Below are 23,670 nucleotides of genomic sequence, written 5' to 3' on the forward strand. Positions count from 1 at the left end.
CATCGCCCTTCCCATTTTATGTGGCTAAGCACTGCTTACAACTGGAGCTTTCGCACCTCTCTTTCGCCTGTTACAGAGCGCACCTCTACGACAATTACTCTATTGAGAAGTTTCTCCACACTTATTTCATGCTGTAAAACGCCTCTTTCCATATTGTTGTAGCTATAAACCTGTTCTCCACTCATATCGTACAACGATATCGTTTGCAGGGGGTGAGTAGTAGAGAGAAGAAGCACCCCTCGGTGTGCACGAAGCTGTAATGAAAACTCTTCTTCGGTGGGCAAAATCTCATTTTCCACACCATAACGTCGTAGCAAAAGGCGGAAACGCTGATTAGCCATAGAGGGTTTATACATAAATCTATAAGTACTCTCTTGCAAGAGGTTTTGACGTTGCTGTGTCTCCTTATCTTCTAAAATCAACTCTTCATAGAGAGAGCGGTCGATATTTTCAAAAGAAAGTGTCATCTCTCCCCCTAATTCGGCGTGAACCCCCATGTCCAATACCCCGACATTGCGTTTGGGATAGCAAATAGCACTGCTCTCACGAGTAGAAGGCTCTACAATAAAGAGCGTAGGAGCGGAGGGATATTCTTTATTGGTAAGAGCAGGGGCAGTATCTCCCTCTGGAGACCAACCTAAAAAGACTTCGGAAGACTCCTTCTGAGCATTCTCTACACGTACCATAAGAATTGGTGAGGGGCTTGCTATCTCCTCCTGTCTGTGAGAACGAACATTGATAGGAGTTCCCCCTTGTGCCGTACGCCAGGGGGGAAGCAACACATTATTTTCCCCCGAAGTAGGAAACAGAAGAGCCGAAGTAGCACTATTATTCTTTATGCGCAATACAACAGCTTGCAAAGGAGCAATCTCTTTTGAGTGATTAGAGACAAGTGAAGTCTCTCGGCTATACACTTTCCACGTATTATTCTCGAAAAGATAGTAATAGGGGTGAAGGAGTGTACTATTAGCTTGCAATAACTTATCGAAGTCTATCGGGGTCATGAAAGGATTACCCAACATAAAATACTGGTTAGAAGCTAATGTACCCAAAGGCATTGTGTACCCCGATATAATAGACCCTCCCACGTTAATCGTACCTATGGTACTGGCTTCAGGCTGAGTGCTGTTGTAGGTCTCATATACAAATCTATAAGGATAAATGCCACTACCTCTTGAGAACTCATCGGTAAGTGCCATAGGCTTGAGATTTTCCTCATTATAGTAACGGAAGGTACTCTTACGCGTAATCGCATCAAAAGAATGTAAGGGATATCCCCCCTGCTTATAGGGCAACTCAAAGAAAGGCAAACGAATGATACCCTCTATTGTATTCAAGTTTTTATGGTCATCGTACCCTACTGTTCCAGCTTGCCACCCTGCCACTTTGAGGGCCAAAGCACCATGATATTGAGCAGTGTTCAAAGACTCCACAAGAGAGGGGAAGGGATCATTGAAAGAAATATCGGTCAAAGAAGCGGTAGTACCCTCTGATATATAGCGTTGATAGGTTTTGGGATAGCCCGCCAACCCAAAGTCTCCCGATACTGTATTACGCAGAGGAGTAGAGACCATGTACCATCTATCTCTCGCAAGCAACTTGCTATCGGCTTTTTTGTGTCCTGGTTCTTCATAAGCTGTTATCGTACCCGAATTCATTCTACCAAAGTTGTAATCGACATAAGCCTTATGATAAGTAAGTTCTTGAGGAGCTCCTAACTGAGAACCATAGTGGAAGTAGATGTCATTACACTGAGGACTACCAAGTAACTCTCTTGATGTAACCCCTCCCGAGAGATCAGGAAAGGCCTTTATTACATAAGCGGGCAAGTGTACATCGGTACAGGGAGCAGGAACTGCAGAAATAGGAGTTCCCGATTTTAGAGCCCAGTTATTCGGATTGTGCCAATCGGCATCTACTGCATCTTCTCTCCACCAAAGCTCTTTTGGAGCTACAGAGACAAAAAATGGGATTTCTACTGTCGTTTGATGACCATCACATACAACAGCTCCAATACTCATCGTATAAGTACCCGAGTGGGCAAAAGTCGCATTGTCTACAACCAAACTGCGACCATTAACAGTCGAGCCATCGGGGAGCCTCCACTGATAAACTAAATCTCCAAGATTTACAATTTCCAACTCTATACGTTCGCCCTCACAAAACTTTCGTTGCTGCCCTTTGGAGCGGATAACACTCGGCGAAGAAAGAGAGTACACAATCAATACTTCATCAGAGGTATTCTGGCACTGTAAATCTTTTATAATCGCTCTATACTGTGTCGCTATTCTTTTCTCAAGAGTACCCTTCAAATTAAATTTGGCCACTGCTCCCTTTCGAACAGTCTGTTTCCCGAGATGAGTTCCATCCATTTCGTACAAATCGACTGTCGCATCTCCCACATTATTAATAGGAGTTATGTGAATTTCTCCAGAAGTCCCAGAGGGGCAGGAATAACCTATATAAGTATCTCTATCGTAGGTTAAAGGAAGATTCTGTAGAGAGAATTCAACAGTGGGCATGCACACTAAGTTGTCAATAACCCCCTTGTCAACACGATAATTGTCATAAGAAGAACCTGTTAAAAGCTGCATTTCAACATTACCTTCCGCCTCAGGAAAATCGAGATAAATCTCTGCAGGATTATTCAATCCTTGAGCTGGATATTTAGAAGAAAATATCCTGTTACTACTCCAAACGTAATCGGCTGGAACATTTGTTCTGACATCCTTAAAAGTAATATTAGAAGGAAGTTTGGTTACCTTAAAAAAAGGCTCTGTAGAAACTCCATCTTTTTTGAGTAATCCTTCATACCCATTGGCAAAAGGGTAGATACGGATGCGACCGCACTCCGACTTTTCTCTCTTAGGGCTGAAAGCTGTCGGATCTGCCGTATAACGAGGAACGGGAACAAAAGTATTTGATTTGATAATTGTATGTTTTTTACCGCATGTATCTGTGATTTCAAAAACATAAGTTCCGCTCGGAAGATTTGTATAGTAAAAAGTTTTAGTAAGCTGAGACTTGGGAGCAAATAAGTAGATACTGGAAACTTTTGAGAAAATGTCTTCTTGTGGTATTGTATATTCTTCCCCAACTTTTATTGCTCCTTCTATCGGAATAAATCCTTCGGGGGCAGACTTAAAAAGAATTTTATGCCCTCGCCAATCTTTAGAAAATCCATAGGCCGAGTTTTCACTCACATAACGAGCCGTATATGCGTAGAAAAGATCTTTTGATAATCCTAAACAATAATCCTTTAATGGGTATCCAGCACTGGTATAACTGATGGGGCGCAGGGTCATTCTTCTTACGTCCCCTCTCGCATCCGTTGTTGTAAGAATATAAGTTTTGCCTCTATCTAATTTCTGAGGGAATTGCTTAACTCCCTGTTCATCTAAAGTAAGTGTTTGCTCTTCTTTTTTGTCTGCGGTAGCTACCTTAACAATTATGGGATAACACATCAAACGAAAAGAATGGGTAGATACCTCCAAGGTATATGGTTCACACGGATTGTCTTCTATAATTTCCTTAGGTTCAACAAATAGATCCGCTGCAGTATAACCATAATGACTTGGCTTAGCCCCCTCCATTTCTTCGTTAGAACCTTTTACTCTTAAAAAGAAAAGGGGCCAGTATTGATCTTTTAGAGCAATTTCTTGAAAGGTTATACCATCTTGAAATTTATAGTACACAGAAGCAGTGGATTTGTCAGAACCATGGTTAGGTGCTTGAAAAGGAGGTTGTTCAAAAAAACTATAATAGTTGCGTACTGTTCCTTTATTCTTCTCTGTTGTTGTCTGCCATGCATAATCATAATATTTGGCAAGAGTATCAATACCCGAACGCCAATAAGGGAGTAAATCTGCAGAGGGGATAGAAGAATTGTTAGAATTGTATCGCAATCTTGCCCATCCGCAATGATTCTTTTGCATGTCCCTACTCATCTCCAAAGAAGAAGAGAACGGGATATCAGAAAACGAGTTCTGAGGAAGGTCTCTCGAAACATTTGTCATTACAATAGTTTGATGGGGCAATTCTCCACACTGATCAGACACTTTAATTGTATAAGTCCCTTTTCTTATTTCATAAAAGAATAAAGCTTGATTGGCAACCAAGTTAAAAGACTTTCCTTTTAAAGAAGCATCAGGCCCATCTACGATAGTCAGTGTATAAGGAGGATTCCCTCCCTGTACCGTTGCTGATATAATTCCAGTAGGCTTAGGTTCTGTACTGCCATTAGGTCGATAGTTATTCAGAGATTTTCTCTCTACGACAAGCTTTAATGAAGGCACTCTATAGGTAGAGGTAATAGTGGCAGAAACAGAAGGCAATTCGATACTGCTTCCATTCTCTGTATTCTCTATCTTAACTCGTGTCTTATAAACTCCTGGGGGAAGATTACCAATAACATCATTATCTACAAAAGTGTGTGTATTGGTAACAGAAATATTTTTTGAGTTAAGTAAATCATACAACGCTCTATAGGTATAGGTGGGAGCTCCTGCCTTTTTGGCAACAATGATCTTAACTTGTCCATTTTGCAAACAGGAGGAAGGTGTCGTCTCTACCCTAATAGAAAAATCATTGACACTCTGCCCCCAAAGAAGAGATACTCCTGCCCAAAAAGAGACAAAAGAAAGAAGTATATATCTCTTCACTGTCAAATTTTTATATCTAAAACACATAGTACTCATTAATGTAAGAATAGAATAAACTTCAGTTCGAAGCTGGATAAACACGCCCTGGGATATCTACAGTTACCTTATAGAGGCGATTGCGATACACATTCCAATCGGGTCTATCCGTCAAGCCCTTCAAAAACTCTTCATAATGGGTATTCTTTCCCCCATTCTGTATAGGAAAGAGACGATTAAACTTTGTATCGGCATCTTGCGTATAGTAAGAAATATTGATGCCTGGGCGTTCTGTCTCGGCAAGTGTAGGCTTAGCCAAATACTCTGGCAAATAAACTGTAAGCTTATAGTCGCCTGCTAAAATACCTCCAATAGAGTTTTCACTTGTTTTTGTAAAGACTACATTCGCCTTATCTGGAGCATTCGCAAAATCAAATGTATACTTCTGCACCTTACCTACCTGAGCAATATCGGTATGTATATTGCGAGGAAAAAGTGTATAAGCCTGAGGTATATTCAGTATAGCAACTTCTAAGTGAGAATTATCTTTAAAGCCGTAGGGAAGAGCCCATTTATAACAATACATCTTGCGACCCGTAGGAATAACCCACACGATGTTCTTAAAGGTAATCTCCAACTTGGCCAAAGAACGCATCATCTCTGCAGCCTTACGCGAAGAGATTTTGATTAAAGGACGTTGTACTCTATTGAAGGAGGTAAAGTCTATGATGTAAGGGTCAGATTGTGTTCCTGCACCAGAGAGAGATTTCGAAAGCAGAACCTGCTTATAACAAGCCGTCATCATTATGTTATTTCCTTTTCCCGTAAACTGCGTATTAGCCTGAACCAAGTCGTTTATTTTCACATTGGAAAACTCTTCTAATTCTGCACGAGTAAGACTCGGAGAAGAAAGAAATGCCAACTCTGCAACTGTTTGATTAGAAGCAGATTCGTTGGCAATGAAATAGAAGTCGTAGTGTTTCATCTCCTTTAGTTTAAAGACAACTCTGTCATTGAGAAGTTCGTTGGCAGTGAACTTATGATTAAAAATAGGAGCATTTACACCAGAAGGGAAAAGAACAACTCTTAACTCCGAAACACGGTCTTCACTATGTTGTGCATCTGTATTAGGAGTAGTTAGTTCATCAGATTCAGTATCTTCGCCATGAGCTCGTAGCGTTTCAAATTGAAAGGCAACAAACGTCTCTTGCTCTATCTCTTTCTTTGAAATGCCATTGCAAGCCAACAAAGCAATGGTTAACAAAGAGAAGAAGAGCGTTTTTGCACTCAGCGTATAGATTTTCATAAAGAGATTTGATTTTGTTTATAAGACAGCCTCTCTACGAGAAAAGAGACTGCTATGACTGATAGTAACTCTTCTAAAATAAGGGATAGGTAGAGGAGAAAAATCTCCTCTACCCTACCGTTTTTCTACTTAATAATTATATGTTCAATGTAATCTTATAGGAGTGTACATTCCATTTAAGAATGCTAACAGAGACGCTCATGTAGGTATCTTGGTTGGGCAGTGGTTTATCTGGATCCACAGGCTTATTAGGATCCTCATTCGGGTCATTAGGTTTAGGATCTGGATTTTTCGGATTTGGAGTATCTGGATCTTCTGGAAAAACAGGGTTCCAGTTATGACCAATAGCCTTTATTCCCGACACATGTATATGGTACACATTATTACGAAATACAGGAGCATTCAACACCTTGTTTTTATCTATTTGATCAGGATTGACGTAAGCATAGTAGAGTACTTTTCCTGCTTTATAAGTACGATGCTTTTGTCCTACTATGCCACCCTTTGCAGGATTAGTTACATACTCTTTCTTTGTATATACTCTTCCATTTACTGCACCTACATAGAATGTCCCATCTGTGGATAACTCTGTCATTGAATTATTTTCTGCCAAAGCCTCACTCGCAGGTGAGAACTTAGCACGAATAAGCACATAAGGCGTATTGCCTACTCTAAAATCTCCATCATAATTGGCTGGAGTATTACCCGATGTAGTGTTACGTTTATGATTCGCCTCCAACATAAAGGCAGGAGAGGTTAACCCTCCTACCTCAGCAGGGGTTACAGTAGCCGATCCTTTAGCAGATACGGCTGCAGATCGATTGGTACGATATAAATCGGAGTAATCATAATTTTCGTCCATATTTTCAATTGTAGTCTCCTTAACTACATAAGCAGGAGTTTTTACTACCGAGGGAGCACCCTCTCTTTTTTGCTGAATATACAACTTGCGCTCTCCTTGAGCGACAGCATAAGTAACATCAGAAACTGTACCTAAAAGCAGATCTCCATCTTTTATCTCAAAAGAAGAGGCTTCTGTAGTTACGATAACTCGAGCAGCTGCACGCTTTACATAAACTAAAGCCTGATTATCAACTCCACTTTTAGCATCATCTTGAGTAATATTAGGCTTAACTTTGAGAAGATAATCCTGATTATTACTCATCATGATAATATCCTTTTCTCCATTCTGTTTAGCTATTTGAGCAATTCCCTCTTGCCCAACTCGAGCATAAGTATCCTTATCTGAAGTAGATACTTTCTCCTCATAAGCCGTATAAGCCTCTGTCCAAGCCCTTTCAAAAACAGCTTTATCAGTTAAAGCTAACTTCTCACGCATCTTCTGAGGAGCATTAACCAATACATATACCTTTTTGTCCCCTGCAGTTGTTTTGATAGCCTTTTTGGGGATTAGTTTGGTCTGGTTAGAATCATCTCCTGTAACGACCGAAAAATCCTTAAAATCATATTGTCCTGAAGAGACAATATCTCCAACGGCCTGTCCTACCAAGTAGACATCAACCGTTTTTATCTCATCATTACCAACCCACTCTCCGATATGATTAAAATCCTCATTATCATTTTCTTCTGTACGAAAAGCATCTCCTCCTAAAAAGAGAGAAATAGAAGCATACGTATCTCCGTGAGTCTTATAGTCAACTCTGTCATCTTTTCTACTGCAAGAGAAGAGAGTGCTTATTAAAACTACTCCTGCAACAATCAAATTTCTCAAATTCATCAGTTATATTATTATGCTATTAGTTAAATAAAAAATCCATTCTATATTAAAGAAGGTCCAGAATATCCTCCTCTTATTCAAAAAGGATACACTTGAGAACACACTTGGTTATTCGTCTAATCTATCTCCTAAGTCAATATTTGCAATACCTAACCTGAGAAACAAGATTTTTGTTGACACAATACCTATCAAAACAGGTAGAGTCAAGTACTAAAAACATCTTGCTTTTAGTTCTCTCCCCTTATCACACTTTTCTTGAAGAGAATCTTCTTCCAACTACCTCCAAAAGAAATAATATGAGATGTATAGAAAGAGATTTGCAATATTGGTTAAGGTTATAGATATAAGATTCTAAAAGAACTCTTATCAAAAGAAGACTATTATCCTGTTTTGGTTATAATTTGAAGCATATATTTAAATATTCTATTCCATTAAGCAGGGACAAAAGTAAGAATAAATGATTTTACACAAAACACTTTCGCCTCATATAAAACCCCATTATATCGAAAAAAGACAATTCCATTTCCACTTAACACAATAAACAATTCACCAAAACGTTAAAAAGACAGATAAAAAGGGCAATCTAAAAAAGTTGTAACCTATAATAAGAATAGCTTCCATAGTATTGCCATTAAGGCAATATCATCTAAAATTCAAAAAGTTGTCTCTCGATAAATCTTCCATTCCCTCTCGCTCTAAGAAAATCAAATAAGAATTGAATACAAAGAAAAAAATAAACTCTGCAAAAAGACCTACAAAAATTAATATCAAAAACGACACGTACTTTTTTGCATTAAAATCCATCTTTTTTTCTCCAAAAATCCCTTCCAAAGAAAGATTTTACGAGTTATTATACTTCTACCAACTTGTGGAGAAACAAAAAAATACTCTTCCTCCCTTAAAGAAGAATAGAGGGATTTGCTCCGAGCCGACACATTTCAGCTCACACAAGGCAAATCCCCCTATCTTAACAATACTCTGTCTTGAAGTATTATTTCAGACTAACCTTCATCTATAATGTATTTTTTCTTGGAGACGTTTAACAGCATTCTATAAAGAAAATACTATTGACGCACAATCACTTTCTTCGTTTTGCCACTCTTCAACCTCAGGATGTTAACACCTGGTTGTAGATTTTCATACCTGAAGCCTTGTAAATTATAGATAGCAGCGATTACATCATTAGTATCATCGACAATAGTAGATATGCTATCGATTTCTGTACGCTTAATCTTAAAAGTGCCTTGAAAGAGTTTTTTGTTTTTACCTACTACCATCTTATCTACAGCACTATAGGAAACCTCATCTTTCTGCTCGAAATCACACCCTTCCAATACGAGATCTGCCATAAAAAAGGCTCCAAACTCTCCTGTTATTGCTACATCTGAGTTTTTCACCGTCACCTTTTCTCCAGATTTACCATTCACACCAGCAATCCCGACTTTACCTATGATATTAATATCACAATTGTCAAATGTGATTTGAGTCTTATTGAGGTTAACTCCCGCACTTTTCAAACTCTCAATCGTTAAAGAACCTGGACCTATAAAACGCGTAGTACGGCTCACTCCAAAGCCTACATAGTTATCAGAAGCACGAAGAACATTTTCTCCCACAACTTTAACAGTAAGACCATCAACTCCACTATTAGCCAAGGCTGCCCCACCAACAGCATTTTCATTTACATTGGTTAAAGTGAGAACTCTACTTTCAGGATCGTACACGGCCGATCCTCCATCCTCGAGTATGTCTTCTGCATTGGCAGCCATAATCTGTGTACCTCCAACATAGATTTTCCAATCTCTACCTTCTTCACCACCTTCTACTCCTTCATAAGGGGGCAAAAGCAAATTATGCGCCTGATCGGTTTGACCAGCACTAAAATCAGCAACTTTATACCCTTTTGCTATAGTAGAAGAAACATCGATTTTATAAGCCCTATTCTCTTCAGTAGCAGACTTTGTATCCGTAAAAACTATAAGACCACTATTTGCGTAGTTCGTATTACCAAAATGGGGTAAATTTCTAAAGAAAGTCACAGCACGGCTCTTAGAGATTTTATTGTTGTGGCAAACAACTTTTCCTATTGAGGTATTGCCAAAGAGGTCCAATTGCTTAATTAGATTATTCTCACACTTCAACTCCACCAACTTTATATTAGCACGCAAAGGCAAGTTCTTTATCTGATTACTTCCACACATCAATTTTTCCAAAGCTGTCAATTCTGAAAGATCTAACTGCTCTATTTCATTCTTCTCCACATTAAGAGCAATGAGAGAGGGAAGATCTCTCAAATTGATTTCTTTCAGTTTATTTCTATCAAGATACAGAGATAGCAAATGGGGTTGCTTAAACTCAAACTCTGTAATCTCTGCATTTTGGGCGGCAAAAGCGAAAAAATCTGCCTTTATTAATACCTCTTGTTTCTGCAACTTTACCCGTAGTGTAGTAGGTTTCTCGAGAGTGATAGTCGCGCCCTCTACAGATATATCCTCTCCATTGAGTTTTCCATAAAAAATCAATTCGGAACCCACAGGTTTTTCCGTACGGAACCGAATAAACGAACTATCAGTAGGCTCATCGCCACCATTTCCTTCGTAATCGGTATACTGCCCATTTTGGGCATAGGCCTGCACTTTCCAATTTTTATCCTTTGCTATTTTGACAGAAGCCCTGGAACAAACATTAAATTCTTCATCACCACCGATACTTACAACAATGAAAACCCCAGCACTCTTCCCCTCTCTTGAGGGAAGAGCCTCAACAAGCTTTTTCATATTCTCGTCTGAAATTTTATTCTCAAAACAAGCCACTCTTTTTATATGTGGAGCATCGGGTAAAATTATCTCTTCCAACTTATTACCATAACAGTGGAAGTCTACTAACTTTTTATTCTTTTCGATATTCAAAGACTTTAGGCGTCCTGTTTTACTGCAATAGAAATTCTTCAACTCGAGATTATGGGATAAGTCTAATGTTTCCAAAGGATTTTCCTCACAGAAAAGTTCTTCGAGGAGGAGATTGCCAGAAACATCCAACTCTGAAATGGCATTTTGATACACCCACAGCTTTTTGAGGGCAGGAAGTTTCTCGAGCTCCAATCTTTCAATATTATTCGTATGGCATCTCAAATCCGTTAGATTAGGTAATGCTCCCAGCGTGAGAGTACTCATTTGATTTGCATAGCAGAAGAGGGTTTTGAGCTTCTTGTTATGGCTAAGATCTAATGATGCAATCCTGTTTGAGGAGAGTTGAAGAGTTTCAAGGCTCTCACAAAGGGAGAGATCGATATTCGTAATATCATTTTCATTAGCGGCAAAAAATGTTATATCCCCTTCGACAACAACTGTAGAAGAGGTCAATGTATAGAGTCGATAGCCAACTTTAGCAGGCTCTTTCACTCCTACCATTGATACATCATCGCCCACAGCCTTCATATTAATCTGTATCTTCTCTCCGACACTTCTGCCTATGGTCATGGTGATTTTTCCTTTAGCAGAAACCTGAGGGACCGTCACCAAAAGAAGTAATAGCCCCCACAATAAATGTAAAAACGTTCTTCTCATACCCAATTAATCTATGATTTATTTACAAACTATACGCCAAAGGTATTAAAACAATCTTAAATAAACAAGAAAAATAAACAGAGAATAGAATTATGTAAAGAAAGAAGATTGAAAAAAAGAAATAAAAAAGAGTTTTTACATCTATCCGTTTGGAGAATACAGATAATTGGACTAACTTAGGGGCACGAACAAAAAAAAAGTATTAAATACAAACCCTATAATAACGATTGGAATTATGGCTAAGACAATCACATTCAACGAACTTAGAAGCATCAAAGACAGACTTCCTGACGGAGCAACACAACGTATCGCAGAAGAGTTGGGGCTGCGAGTAGAAACAGTACGCAATTATTTCGGAGGAGACAATTACGAAGATGGGCGCAGTGCTGGTATACACATAGAGCCTGGTCCTGATGGGGGTATCGTGGAGCTTGATGATACAACTATATTGGAGAGAGCACTGGAGATTATAAAAGAAATGGAGGGCTGTGAGAGTAAAAGCGAAAACGAATAATCACAGTTCTTAATTTTGCTCCGAAGCAAATCGAAAAAAGAGTTTCACCACTCCCCCTACAATCGAGAGGGTTTGTGAAACTCTTTTTTTTGCAAATAACCTCCTCGGCAAGGAGCAGAGATAGAGAAGGTATCGGTAGAGTAAAAATTCTAACAAGGGGTATCGAGATTTATTCGAAATACATTCTCCTCAATCTTGCAAGCAAAGGGAACTAATACAAACAACAAAATCTAAGGAGACATCGGCTATGAAAAAAGATGCACAAGAGGGAATGAATACACCCTCAACGAATCACGAAGAGAAACTAATTACGTTGGCTATTCACACTTTTGAGAAGGCCCAAATCCTCAAAACGATGTTAGAAACAGAGGGTATAGAGGTTTATTTACAAAACGTAAATCAACTCTTACCCGTAGTATCTGCAGGGGTACGTGTACGTATCAAAGAGAGCGATCTTCCCAAAGCTCTTGGCTTAATTGAGGATAGTAATTGGAATCGTCAAGAACTAAAAGAAGAGCTCAACACTCTGGATCACTATGTAGAGGGTAAACCCATTGGTGCCGTACCCTATGTGCTGGTACCCGTCGATTTTAGTGACTTTACGCCCAATGTAGTTGCAGTAGCGTTCCACTTTGCAGCTCGTAGAAACCTCGAGGTAATCTTACTACATGCTTGCTATGTACAACTGGTTACCTCTCCTCTTATGTTCTTCGGAGAGGTACAGGCAATACCTTCAAAGGGAGAGCTTAGTAGCCACAAAGAGTTGGAACGCTCTATCAAGAAAATGGAGCAACTGGAAAAGGCGATTAAAGAAAGTATCGAAAAGGGAGAATTACCCAAGGTTACTTTCCAAACATTGGTACGCAGTGGCGTAGCAGAAGATATAATCCTTTCCATTGCTCGCCAAGCTCCCCCGATTGCCATTGTTATGGGTACAAGAGGAAAGTCTCGAAGAAGCGAAGACTTAATCGGATCTGTTGCAGCAGAAGTTATCGACCGAGCTAAAGTACCTGTCTTCATCGTTCCAGAAGAGACTCCAGTAACAGATCTTGCCAAAATAAAGAATGTAGGTGTAGCAACGAGTTTTGATCAAAGAGACTTTGTGTTATTCGATAGAATGATGCACTTGATGAAGCCCAATACACCAACCTACCGTCTTTTTAATATATCTCGTTCGGCCAAAGAGTGGAGCGATTTGGAGCTCAGGGCTATGAGTGAGTACCACAAAGTACATTATCCCAACAGCACCATCGAGTTTTCAAAACTGGATGATGGGGACTTCTCTGAGGCTCTGAACTCTTTTATTGCCGAGAAAGAGATTGGATTGGTAGTCGTTAATACTTACAGGCGTAATCTATTTGCCCGCTTCTTCAATCCGGGTATGGCTCGCCGAATGCTCTTCCATGCAGGCACGCCTCTACTCGTGATGCATAGTAGCTCTTGGCGTTAAGAGGCGAGATAACACTTCCTACTCTCCAAAATCGGATTCAACAAATCTCTATTGCAGGACTAAGTAGGAGGAAGATTCCAAAAAGCATAGTTTAGAAATACATAGGAAAGGAAGGGGCTGTGTCAAAATTCATTTTTGGCGCAGCCCCTTCTACGGTTTATGAGAAATTTTCCCTTAAAAAAGTAAAACTTTGGTATTTAACTAAAAATATGTAGATTTGCAAAAGAAAGAAGCTCTTGTGTTCTTTTTTTCTGGTAATCTGGTTTTAATAACAAACAGTAATGAAACAAATCAACAAAATGAAAAATCTTTCACTAAGGAAGATGTCCGTGGCGATAGCTACGCTGTTTATTGTAATGTTTGCTATGCCTTTCATGGCAAAAGCGCAGACCGAATACAACCTCAAGATAGCAGGGGTTAAAGTAACGTCAGAGAATTGTGATGACCTCTCCGTTATTGATGGCGTCAGAGGAACAGTTAAGTACGACCCGAGTAGTAATACGCTTACCCTTGATAATGCAACAATTGATGTAGGAAATGGTAAAAACTGCATTTTCGCAGAAAAGAAAGGTACACCTCTTACAATTGTAGTCAAAGGAACATGTAGACTCTCTTCCACCACTTGGGCTGCACTTAATCTTTGGAGGAATACAACTATTACAGGCGGAGGAACGCTTTCCTTGGCATCAGCCGATGACAGTGGAATTTACCTGATGAAAACTCCTCTTACTATTGATGGCTGTCGTGTGGAAGCCAAAGGAGAATATGGCATAGCTGGATATAATGGAGAGAACGGGGAGCATCTTACCATCAAGAATGCAACGGTAACCGCAGAAGGTACGGAGGGCTCCATCTGCGACTTGGCATCGCTTACGCTCGAGGGCTGTAAAATCACCGAACCAGTAGGGGCGGCATTTAACGAAAGTAGGCATGCCGTATGTGATGCCGATGGCAATGTCATCAAAAGTAAGATTGTCATAAAGCCCACAGAAGCAGTTACCGAATACATCAAGATAGCAGGGGTGCAAGTAACGTCAGAGAATTGCGACGACCTTTCCGTTATTGATGGCGTTAGCGGAACAGTCGAGTATAATCCAGACACTAATACCCTCACCCTGGAGGATGCAAGGATTGAGGTAGGAGATGATAGAAACTGCATCGAATCAAGAGTAGAAAATCTTACGATTGTAGTCGAAGGAACATGTAGACTCTCTTCCACCACTTGGTCTGCACTTAATCTTAGAAGGAATACAACTATTACGGGCGGAGGAACGCTTTCCGCGGCATCAGTCGAGTCTTGTGGAATTTACCTGATTAGACTTACTATTGATGGCTGTCGTGTAGAAGCCCAAGGTGCATATGGTATAGCAGGAGAGGATGGAGAGAGTGGAGAGCATCTTACCATCAAGAATGCAACGGTAACTGCAGAAGGTACGGATGGCTCCATCTGCGACTTGGCATCGCTTACGCTCGAGGGCTGTAAAATCACCGAACCAGCAGGGGCGGCGTTTAACAAAGGTGCGCATGCCGTATGTGATGCCAATGGCAATGTCATCAAAAGTAAGATTGTCATAAAGCCCACAGAAGAAGTTATCGAATACGACCTCGAGATAGCAGGGGTTCAAGTAACGTCGGAGAATTGTGATGACCTATCTGTCATAGATGGAGTGAGCGGAACGGTAGAGTACGACCCGAGTAGTAAGACCCTCACGCTGAAGGATGCAATGATTGAGATAGAAGGAATATGCATCGAATCAAGAGTAAAAAATCTTACCATTGTAGTCAAAGGAACATGCAGTCTCTCGTCCCATGCTGCTTCTGTTTTCATTTATGAAAATACAGCTATTACAGGCGGAGGAACGTTTTCTGCGGCATCAGCCACGTATTGTGGAATTTACCTGTTTCAAGCTCCTCTTACTATTGATGGCTGTCGTGTGGAAGCCAAAGGCAAATGGGGCATAGCGGGAGTTGATGGAGAGGAGGGGGAGCATCTTACCATCAAGAATGCAACAGTAACCGCAGAAGGTACGGATGGCTCCATCCGCGACTTGGCATCGCTTACGCTCGAGGGCTGTAAAATCACCGAACCAGCAGGGGCAGCGTTTAACGAAGGTGCGCACGCGGTATGTGATGCCAATGGAAATATCATCACCAATAAGATTGTCATAAAGCCTGGCGACCCAGATGCTATTGAACGCATTAGTCTGGAAGAGCCTGCTTATCGTGGCATATACAACCTACTCGGTATTAAACTCAATATCCCGTTTGAGCAACTGCCTTCTGGGGTCTATATCGTAGATGGCGTGAAAGTGTTTAAGAAGTAAGTAAAATCCTAAAGAGAAAAGAGAGGGCTGCGGCAAATCCTATTTTGCCACAGCCCTCTTTTTGAAAGCTCACGACCAATAGTTCGGACTTATTTCACCTCTGGAGACTCGATTACTTCTTTTATAATCTCCCCTACTGTAGGATGAGGAAATACCACTGCTGCTAAATCATGCGCCTTGATACCATGTTCTATGGCAACAGCCACAGTAACAATCAACTCACTTGCAGGGTTTCCGATAATATGAGCTCCCAAGATATAGCCATCATCATCAAGAAGAATCTTGCAGAGCCCATTGGCCATCTCATTTTCAGCTACAAACCGACCAGCAAAAGCCATAGGCAACTGATGTTTATGATAAGAAACCCCCTCGTTACGAAGTTGATCTTCTGTTTTACCTACACCTGCTACTTCTGGTTGCGTATAGATGATACCAGGGATTGCCTTATAACTCATAGCCACTTTCTTCCCCAATATGGTATCTATGGCTACTTCACCCTCGCGCACAGCGGTATGTGCCAGTAGAGAGAAGCCTGTAACGTCTCCAATAGCATACACATTAGGTTGAGAGGTACGCATCTGTGCATCCACCTTAACGCCTCTACCCTCCATATCCAACTGTAAGGCATCGGCAGCCTGTACCACAGGACGTCTGCCCACACTAAGCAATACTTTTTCGGTAGCGATACAACTACTATTGCCCTCAAACTCTACTGTAACCCCCTCGGGAGCTATAGCTGTTACTTTGTGTTCGAGGTAGAATTTAACCCCCAACTTAGCATATTCCTCGCGGAGCATGGCACCCATTTCGCTATCCATACCGCCCAAAATTTCGGGAAGCATCTCGATAACATGTACCTCTACACCTACCTTAGCAAAGAAAGCGGCAAACTCCATGCCGATAACACCCCCTCCGATAATAGCAATCGACTTGGGCAGTTCCTTGCACTCCAACGCTTCTCGACTGGTCCAGTATTGTATACTATCCAAACCTGGTATAGGGGGAATGGCGGTTTCGCTACCCGTAGCAAGAATGAGGTTCTTTGCCATATAAGTTTCCTCTCCTACCTGAACGGGATAGCCCTCATCCGATTTAGCAAGAATTGTAGCCTCTCCCGTTACCACAGTTACACCTGCCGCTGTCATCTTGGCCTTTATACCCGCCACTAACTTACGTACTACTTTCCCTTTGCGTGCACTCACTTTGTCCATAAGGAATTGTTTAGCCTCTGCTTCAATTCCATATTTAGCCGCACTCTGCACGCTACTCCATGTCTTAGAGGAGTAGAGAAGAGTTTTTGTGGGTATACACCCCTCGTTGAGGCAGACTCCTCCCAGCGATTTTTTCTCTATCAAAAGAGTGTTCAGTCCATTACGAGCTGCACGCTCTGCAGCAGTGTATCCTCCAGGACCACCGCCGACTATAATTACATCGTATAGCATTTGGATTGTTTTATTTCTTTTTCCCTTGGTTGGCTACCGCTTCCTGCAAAGCTCGTATCTCGTCAGGATCTCCGAGGAATCGGTCTGCTACCAAATTCATATCATCATCAAACTCAAAAAGATAAGGTACTGCCGTTGGAAGGTTCAAAGCAGGAATATCTTCATCCGAAATATTTTTCAGCACCTTAATAATACCCCGCAAGCTATTACCATGAGCTGCAATGATAAGTTCGCCCTGCTTTTGGAGGTCGGGACGGATTACCTCTTCCCAATAAGGAAGAATGCGACAAACGGTATCCTTAAGAGACTCCGTCAATGGCAAATGCTCTGCTGCCACTCCAGCATAGCGAGGATCGGAAAAGGGAGAGCGAGCATCTTCCTTTTGCATAGGATGAGGAGGAACATCATAGCTACGACGCCAAATATGTACCTGTTCATCTCCATACTTTTCTGCCATCTCTGCCTTATTTAAGCCTTGCAAGTCGCCGTAATGCTTCTCGTTTAGTCTCCAAGACTTCTCTACGGGAATCCAATCTAAATCCATTTCGTCCAGTACCACATTGAGGGTCTTCACCGCTCTTTTGAGGTAAGAAGTATAGGCCTTGGCAAAATGAAATCCTTCGGCACGAAGTAACTTCCCAGCCTTATGCGCTTCCTCAACACCCTTTTCAGAGAGATCTACATCTGTCCACCCTGTAAACCTATTTTCCTTATTCCATACGCTCTCTCCATGGCGTAGCAATACTAAACGTTTCATAGCTTATTCATTTATTGATTTATCTACAAGACAAAGATACGCTTTTTCCCTCCCCTTACCTAACCATCTCTATATGACAAAAGAGGTAAGAGCTGAAAAGGGACTTTGCAGAGCCTCCCAAGCCCCCTCTATCAACGTCTTTGAAGCCACGGCAGGAAGTACACACGATCTTGATACTATCAAGCATAACACAGCAAAGAGCAATGGATATAACACTCTAACAATCAACCCTTAGCACTCGAATAAAAAGTCTAAAAGGTCCACTCTAAAACCTTTTTCCTCTAGTCTATTTCTTTATCTCTAATCTGAATATATATATACGTAGATTGAATATGCATATATTTAAGTTGAATATATATATTTCCAGCCTGCAAATAGAGTTTTACTCTCGTTCTAACAAGTTTGTAGATGGGTATAAACTCTTTTTCTCTCCTACATAATAAGACAATTACACAGGCTCTATTTTAAGATTTGACCTTAAGAGGGGAAATAAGTATCTTTGCTCCCCATATAATAGGGCTAATTTTAAAATTACTTGGTCTATGAATACTATTAACTTTTTACGCTCTTCCATTCGTTTTTCCCTTGTAGGAGTTCTTTTCGCGTTCATTCCTTTCGGCGCATTCGGGCAGTATCCGAGCGGAACAAACACAAATGAAAGCTCACAGCAGAGCACAAAAAAAGAGGTTTACTCCCCCTCTTATAGTTCGTCAGCATCTGAACTCGCAGATACAACTCTTTATGATCTTCCTATGGTCGAAAACAGAGAAACCGAGCTTGTTTTGGAGCGTTTAAGAGACCTTAGGCAACCGCTATCTCATACGACAGCCTATACTTCGTGGCTTCCCATGTGGCTAACGATGCCCCTTTCTACCTATATGATGGATATCACAAGTGCCGAGAAACCTCTTTTTTCCATCCCCAAGCTTTCATTACAGTCGCACACATCGACAAAACGCAAAAGCTCCTTTGACGAATTTGTCGAGGGCAATGAGATGGAGCTTCAGGCTTTGCGACGTTTACAAAACAGCAGACCCGACTTAATTCAGGAAACGGAAACAGAGCTCATTGCTCACAAAATAGACCATGTAGTAGTAGCCCCCACCGAGGCACACATCAGTATCCCCGACACCCCCATACCTGCAGTACAAGACCCTCTTACGGGCATCAAAAAGATACTACTTCCCCGTCGTTACTGGTCTTTTGGATGGAACAGCATCCTCCAATTCTCTCAAGCCTACATATCGCCCAACTGGCACAAAGGGGGTAACAGCAACTTTAACCTCTACAATAAACAGCTATTCAAAGCCGACTATAAAAAAGGCTTACTCTCTTGGAACAATGAACTGGAGTGGCGTCTGAGCGTCTTCACAAGTCCTGCCGACACCGTAGCTCGCTATCGTGTAGCAGATGATCTCTTACGTCTGCGCTCCAACCTTGGCTGGGAGTCTCCACTCAAAAATCTTTTCTACACTTTGGACGCCGAGGTACGTACTCAGTTCTTCAAAATGCGAGAGGAAAACAAAACAAAGATTCTTTCCGATCTTTTCTCGCCCGTCATCACCACTGTCGGTGCTGGTATGAAGTACATCTATGAGTACAAATCCCCCACTTACTATGGGCGCAAAGTAAAGTTGGAGATAAACCTTGCTCCACTGGCATACGATTTCCGTTGGACGCTGAACAATACGATAGACTTAACGCGTCACGGATTCAAGGGAGGAAGTCGGCTCTACAGCGCAATAGGTTCGATGTTTAGAGCCAACTTGGACTTCGATATAACACAGTCCTTTGCATGGCGTTCTCGCCTTTTCTATAATACAAGCTACAAACGTATCGAAACCGAGTGGGAAAATGCATTCATATTTGCCCTGTCGAAATACTTCTCTACTCGTCTGAATGTTCACCTACGTTTCGACGACGCTGTACCTAAGACCCCCGAAAATCCTTATCGGATACAGATAAACCAACTCTTCAGTTTCGGTATTGAGATGAATATCTAAACGAACCCACATAGACTGCTCCCTTTGCAGAGAAAGGCAAAAGACGAGTAGAAGAGCAGACTCAAAAAGCTTCTCCTACGGATATAAGAAGCTAACAGAATATAAAAAGAAAGGGAAGACCCATAATAGTCTTCCCTTTTTCTATAAGATTTTCTCTATTGTGTAAAACGTTTACCTACGAGATCTTCCCTTACGAGGCTCGGGATAACTCTCTCTTGCAGACTTCCTACTCTTCTTCCTCTTAGGCTCTTCTGAAGAGAAAGTTCTTTTCTTATCCCGATTGGTCATGGCAGAAGAAAACTTTCCTCTTTTTTTCTTTTCCTTTGCTCCAGCCTCAGAAACCGCATCGGCATAATCGACAATTATCTTTCGTCCCTCAACTTCGTACTGAGAGAGCTCTTCGATTACTCGTCCTGCCTCTTCGGAATCTACATCAAAGAAGGAAAATTTTTGCATTAAATCAATCTTTCCAATGGCTACCCTTCCAGGCACACAGCGATTGATGAGCTCTATGAGCTTATTGGGGAAAAGTCTATCCGACTTTCCGAAGTTAATGAACAGGCGGGTCATCCCCTCTTCCGTTTCAAATGGTGCACGCTTACCGCGCTGTTCGTTCTTGCGTTCCTTCTCGAGAGCAGTTTGTTCAATCTCTTCCGCCGAGCGATAGTACTCAAAAAAACGTTGGAACTCTAAAGTCATAAGACGACGTATAAGATCTTCCTTAGGAATCCAATCCAACTTTCTACACACTTCGGGCAGGATTGCTTCGATATCTTGCTCTCCGTCCTCCGTATTCACACGCTCCAAACGGTCTGCCAAATGAAAAAGTTGCTTAGAACAAATATCCTTTCCTGTAGGAATAACAATGTTTTCTACTTTTGCTCCTATCAGCTTCTCAATAGAGCGAAGACGCCCCTTTTCGCGCAAATGGCACAATGCAATAGATATCCCTTTTTTTCCTGCGCGAGCAGTTCTCCCACTTCTATGGGTATAGTTTTCTACATCATCGGGGAGGCCATAATGAATCACGTGCGTAAGATTATCAACATCAAGCCCTCTTGCTGCCACATCTGTCGCGACAAGAAGTTGCAGGTTAGCTATGCGAAAGCGTTGCATTACCCTATCTCTCTGCTCTTGGCTCAAATCTCCATGAAGAGCATCTGCATTATAACCATCTCGGATCAGCTGCTCTGCAATTTCTTTCGTCTCCATACGAGTACGGCAGAATATAATTCCATAGATGGCAGGATAATAGTCTACAATTCTCTTTAATGCAAGGTATTTCTGGCGTGCAGGCACTAAACAACAGAGATGAGATATATTGTTATTCGCTTCGTTTTTGCGTCCTACAACGATTTCCTTAGGAGACTTCAAATACCCCCGAGCAATCGAACTCATTTCGGAAGACATCGTTGCCGAGAAAAGTAGCAACCGACGCTCCTCAGGAATTTGGGTCAAAATCTCCTTTAAATCTTCACTAAAGCCCATGTTGAGCATCTCATCAGCTTCGTCAAGTACTACGCTTTCGATATCCTTCAAAGATAGAGCCCCTCGACGTAACAAGTCTAATAAACGCCCAGGAGTAGCCACTACAATATTAGCCCCTCGACGCAACGCCTTGATCTGCATATCTATCGAAACACCACCATAGACTGGAACAATGTGGATTTTGGGTAAGTACTTTGCATAAGCTACAAGATCATCTGCTATTTGCAAGCAAAGCTCTCTCGTGGGCGACAAGATCAGAGCAGTCGGATTTTCTGTTCCTACAGTTAAACGCTCCAAAAGGGGTAATCCATAAGCTGCCGTTTTCCCTGTGCCCGTCTGCGCAAGAGCAATCAAATCTAAATTCTCTCCTAAGAGATAGGGTATCACCTCAGACTGTACGGGCATTGGCTCAACAAAACCAAGATCCTCTACAGCTCGGATGAGAGGTTGTGATATATTTAATTCTTCAAATGTCATTTCTATAAAAAAGGGGTTGTTGCTTCTTCTTAGACAATCTCTACAAAGAAATTTTTTTGTGCGTATTTATAAAGTATTTGGAGAGAGGAGTTCTCATTGTGTTCAACCGAAGAAAAAGATTCTGTCGCAAGATAGTAAGCCATAAAAAAATAAGGAGAAACGAGTTAAACGCTTCTCCTTACAAACATTATTCATTATGAGAACATTTATCTATGTAGCCCCTAGGGGAATCGAACCCCTCTTTCAAGGATGAAAACCTTGCGTCCTAACCGATAGACGAAAGGGCCATAGGTCTAAGCTTTATCTAACTACTTCAACAGTACGAAGTAACAAAAGCAGCGGAATAAACTTTGAATTGAAATTGCTACGCTTAGCAAAACCTGCTCTTATTCGAGCCTTAATCAGAGTTCCTATTTATTCAAGCAGCAAGCATTCTATTAAGCTGACGAGCAAGCTTACTCTTCAAATTAGCCGCTTTATTCTTGTGAATAATACGCTCACGAGCCAATTTGTCAATCATAGAAGACACCTTAGGGAGCATCGCCTTAGCCTCGTCCTTATCGGTCAACATACGAAAACGCTTAATCTGGTTACGTGTAGAACGACCATAATAGCGATTATGCAAACGACGTACACTAGCTTGGCGTATTCTCTTTAATGATGATTTATGATTTGCCATCTCTATATAATATATGTTGTTTCGTTATCTAAAAATCAATCTTTCCTCAGGTTTAGTAGCCCCTAGGGGAATCGAACCCCTCTTTCAAGGATGAAAACCTTGCGTCCTAACCGATAGACGAAAGGGCCACTATCAATGCAACAGAGAGAAAGAGAGTAAAATAACTTTCTCCTCTTTTGCGACGACAAAGGTACAACAAGTTTTTGATTGTACAAGTACTTGATCAAAATAAATCACGATAATTCTTAATCCTCCTCTCTAAAAAGACTTCTTATCCCCTCACAATCCATAACGAAAGAGAGAAAGGTTTCCTAATCAAAAGCTGTTAGAGTAATAAAAAGAAGAAATAAAACAAAACCACAAAAATATCCTACGAGTATTAGAGCGCACACTATAAACAAGGAGAAGAGAAAAAGATATTTTCCACAAAAAAACGAGATAATGACTCCTATCTTTACCACCTTCCAACAGAAGAAATAATACAAAGAGAATCAACTGTTTATTCAAGAATGAAGAATAAAACTTCATAAGGAAGAATTATTTTTCGGTAAAGGATGAACGCCCTAAGTATTGTTTATTTGAAAATAAGTCGTACCTTTGCAGAGCTTTTTACGAGAAGGGAATTGCTCTAAAAGCATTTGGGAATCGCTAGCTCAGCAGGTAGAGCACAACACTTTTAATGTTGGGGTCCTGGGTTCGAGCCCCAGGCGGTTCACAAAAAAAGTTGTAACAACAACTTTGAATGAGGCCGATTAGCTCAACTGAATAGAGCATCTGACTACGGATCAGAAGGTTAAAGGTTTGAATCCTTTATCGGTCACAGCGTTAAGGATGGCCGCGTAGCTCAACTGAATAGAGCATCTGACTACGGATCAGAAGGTTATAGGTTTGAATCCTATCGCGGTCACTTTTGATGAGATCTTTTTTCGATAGAAAAAAGGTCTTTCGTTTTATATAAGGCCTGCTTCTTAATCCTTCTACACAGAGATTCTTGTATGCTACAGCTCTTCATATTGTAGCATCTTTCACTCCTACACAATACCCAAAGCTCTTCTACAAAATACTTTGATCTCCTTCTTCAGCAGGGAGAGAAAACTTCACTCATGCAATTCTAATCATAGCCATCAGAATAGCACTCTCTACAAGATCATACAAAACCACCCAAAAGGTACTTTCGGAAATTGCACAGCGAATTCCTCCAAGCAATAGTCTTTCAAAAGGAATCCAGAATAGACCTCAAAAATAAACCCACCGCCTCCTCAGGCGATAGGTTTACCTTATGACCATCA

General features: G+C 41.1%; 13 protein-coding genes and 5 tRNA genes. 8 read left to right on the plus strand and 10 right to left on the minus strand.

The features are described 5' to 3' along the window. Positions 1–35: 35 nt before the first annotated feature. From B5D06_RS03035 to B5D06_RS03050, 4 genes are all read right to left on the minus strand, one after another. Positions 36–4,661, minus strand: a complete 4,626-nt coding sequence (locus B5D06_RS03035) for a hypothetical protein (protein WP_078736561.1) — start codon at positions 4,659–4,661, stop codon at positions 36–38. Positions 4,662–4,719: 58 nt separating this feature from the next. Next, the gene (locus B5D06_RS03040; RefSeq protein WP_078736562.1) at positions 4,720–5,943 is read right to left on the minus strand and encodes a hypothetical protein; all 1,224 of its coding nucleotides are present in this window, start codon (positions 5,941–5,943) and stop codon (positions 4,720–4,722) included. 136 nt (positions 5,944–6,079) lie between these two features. Then, a complete protein-coding gene (locus B5D06_RS03045) occupies positions 6,080–7,681 on the minus strand; it encodes an Mfa1 family fimbria major subunit (RefSeq protein ID WP_078736563.1) in 1,602 nt (533 codons plus the stop codon). A gap of 1,064 nt (positions 7,682–8,745) precedes the next feature. Then, on the minus strand, positions 8,746–11,247 hold the full coding sequence (locus tag B5D06_RS03050; protein ID WP_143742595.1) for a leucine-rich repeat domain-containing protein: 2,502 nt from the start codon (positions 11,245–11,247) through the stop codon (positions 8,746–8,748). Between the two features lie 235 nt (positions 11,248–11,482). On the opposite strand from B5D06_RS03050, the gene B5D06_RS03055 reads away from it, so the two are divergent. From B5D06_RS03055 to B5D06_RS03065, 3 genes are all read left to right on the plus strand, one after another. After that, complete coding sequence (locus B5D06_RS03055; protein WP_078736565.1) at positions 11,483–11,761, plus strand: DNA-binding protein; 279 nt, start codon at positions 11,483–11,485, stop codon at positions 11,759–11,761. A gap of 247 nt (positions 11,762–12,008) precedes the next feature. Further along, a complete protein-coding gene (locus B5D06_RS03060; protein ID WP_234989548.1) occupies positions 12,009–13,211 on the plus strand; it encodes a universal stress protein in 1,203 nt (400 codons plus the stop codon). Between the two features lie 281 nt (positions 13,212–13,492). Continuing rightward, a complete protein-coding gene (locus tag B5D06_RS03065; protein ID WP_143742596.1) occupies positions 13,493–15,535 on the plus strand; it encodes a hypothetical protein in 2,043 nt (680 codons plus the stop codon). An 89-nt stretch (positions 15,536–15,624) separates the two neighbouring features. Here B5D06_RS03065 and lpdA read toward each other — a convergent pair whose 3' ends face one another. Together lpdA and gpmA are read right to left on the minus strand one after the other, a co-directional pair. Further along, positions 15,625–16,977: a dihydrolipoyl dehydrogenase gene (gene lpdA, locus B5D06_RS03070; RefSeq protein ID WP_078736567.1), complete on the minus strand. Its 1,353-nt coding sequence runs from the start codon at positions 16,975–16,977 to the stop codon at positions 15,625–15,627. A gap of 10 nt (positions 16,978–16,987) precedes the next feature. Then, positions 16,988–17,734: a 2,3-diphosphoglycerate-dependent phosphoglycerate mutase gene (gene gpmA, locus B5D06_RS03075; protein WP_078736568.1), complete on the minus strand. Its 747-nt coding sequence runs from the start codon at positions 17,732–17,734 to the stop codon at positions 16,988–16,990. A 73-nt stretch (positions 17,735–17,807) separates the two neighbouring features. On the opposite strand from gpmA, the gene B5D06_RS08955 reads away from it, so the two are divergent. Together B5D06_RS08955 and B5D06_RS03080 are read left to right on the plus strand one after the other, a co-directional pair. Beyond that, positions 17,808–17,969, plus strand: a complete 162-nt coding sequence (locus tag B5D06_RS08955) for a hypothetical protein (protein WP_159442680.1) — start codon at positions 17,808–17,810, stop codon at positions 17,967–17,969. Between the two features lie 307 nt (positions 17,970–18,276). Further along, the gene (locus B5D06_RS03080) at positions 18,277–19,737 is read left to right on the plus strand and encodes a DUF3078 domain-containing protein (protein WP_078736569.1); all 1,461 of its coding nucleotides are present in this window, start codon (positions 18,277–18,279) and stop codon (positions 19,735–19,737) included. A gap of 171 nt (positions 19,738–19,908) precedes the next feature. On the opposite strand, the gene B5D06_RS03085 is transcribed toward B5D06_RS03080, so the two are convergent. The 4 genes from B5D06_RS03085 to B5D06_RS03100 all read right to left on the minus strand — a co-directional run bounded on the left by B5D06_RS03085 (position 19,909) and on the right by B5D06_RS03100 (position 22,509). Further along, complete coding sequence (locus tag B5D06_RS03085) at positions 19,909–21,702, minus strand: DEAD/DEAH box helicase (RefSeq protein WP_078736570.1); 1,794 nt, start codon at positions 21,700–21,702, stop codon at positions 19,909–19,911. 215 nt (positions 21,703–21,917) lie between these two features. Then, positions 21,918–21,989: transfer RNA gene (locus tag B5D06_RS03090), tRNA-Glu, on the minus strand. Between the two features lie 131 nt (positions 21,990–22,120). Further along, the gene (gene rpsT / locus B5D06_RS03095) at positions 22,121–22,381 is read right to left on the minus strand and encodes a 30S ribosomal protein S20 (protein WP_078736571.1); all 261 of its coding nucleotides are present in this window, start codon (positions 22,379–22,381) and stop codon (positions 22,121–22,123) included. Positions 22,382–22,437: 56 nt separating this feature from the next. Next, positions 22,438–22,509: transfer RNA gene (locus B5D06_RS03100), tRNA-Glu, on the minus strand. 514 nt (positions 22,510–23,023) lie between these two features. Between B5D06_RS03100 and B5D06_RS03110 the strand changes: the two genes are divergently transcribed. From B5D06_RS03110 to B5D06_RS03120, 3 genes are all read left to right on the plus strand, one after another. Further along, positions 23,024–23,096, plus strand: a tRNA-Lys gene (locus B5D06_RS03110). 31 nt (positions 23,097–23,127) lie between these two features. Next, positions 23,128–23,201, plus strand: a tRNA-Arg gene (locus tag B5D06_RS03115). Between the two features lie 13 nt (positions 23,202–23,214). Next, positions 23,215–23,288 (plus strand) — tRNA-Arg (locus tag B5D06_RS03120). Positions 23,289–23,670 lie beyond the last annotated feature (382 nt).

Origin of the sequence: Porphyromonas circumdentaria, from assembly GCF_900167105.1 — a bacterium.
In the GTDB taxonomy this organism is placed as follows: domain Bacteria; phylum Bacteroidota; class Bacteroidia; order Bacteroidales; family Porphyromonadaceae; genus Porphyromonas; species Porphyromonas circumdentaria.

Excerpts from the sequence above, each read along its gene's own strand:
- B5D06_RS03040 (WP_078736562.1), bottom strand. The coding sequence starts at position 5,943 with ATGAAAATCTATACGCTGAGTGCAAAAACGCTCTTCTTCTCTTTGTTA.
- B5D06_RS03045 (WP_078736563.1), bottom strand. The coding sequence starts at position 7,681 with ATGAATTTGAGAAATTTGATTGTTGCAGGAGTAGTTTTAATAAGCACT.
- B5D06_RS03050 (WP_143742595.1), bottom strand. The coding sequence starts at position 11,247 with ATGAGAAGAACGTTTTTACATTTATTGTGGGGGCTATTACTTCTTTTG.
- B5D06_RS03055 (WP_078736565.1), top strand. The coding sequence starts at position 11,483 with ATGGCTAAGACAATCACATTCAACGAACTTAGAAGCATCAAAGACAGA.
- B5D06_RS03060 (WP_234989548.1), top strand. The coding sequence starts at position 12,009 with ATGAAAAAAGATGCACAAGAGGGAATGAATACACCCTCAACGAATCAC.
- B5D06_RS03065 (WP_143742596.1), top strand. The coding sequence starts at position 13,493 with ATGAAACAAATCAACAAAATGAAAAATCTTTCACTAAGGAAGATGTCC.
- lpdA (WP_078736567.1), bottom strand. The coding sequence starts at position 16,977 with ATGCTATACGATGTAATTATAGTCGGCGGTGGTCCTGGAGGATACACT.
- gpmA (WP_078736568.1), bottom strand. The coding sequence starts at position 17,734 with ATGAAACGTTTAGTATTGCTACGCCATGGAGAGAGCGTATGGAATAAG.
- B5D06_RS08955 (WP_159442680.1), top strand. The coding sequence starts at position 17,808 with ATGACAAAAGAGGTAAGAGCTGAAAAGGGACTTTGCAGAGCCTCCCAA.
- B5D06_RS03080 (WP_078736569.1), top strand. The coding sequence starts at position 18,277 with ATGAATACTATTAACTTTTTACGCTCTTCCATTCGTTTTTCCCTTGTA.
- B5D06_RS03085 (WP_078736570.1), bottom strand. The coding sequence starts at position 21,702 with ATGACATTTGAAGAATTAAATATATCACAACCTCTCATCCGAGCTGTA.
- rpsT (WP_078736571.1), bottom strand. The coding sequence starts at position 22,381 with ATGGCAAATCATAAATCATCATTAAAGAGAATACGCCAAGCTAGTGTA.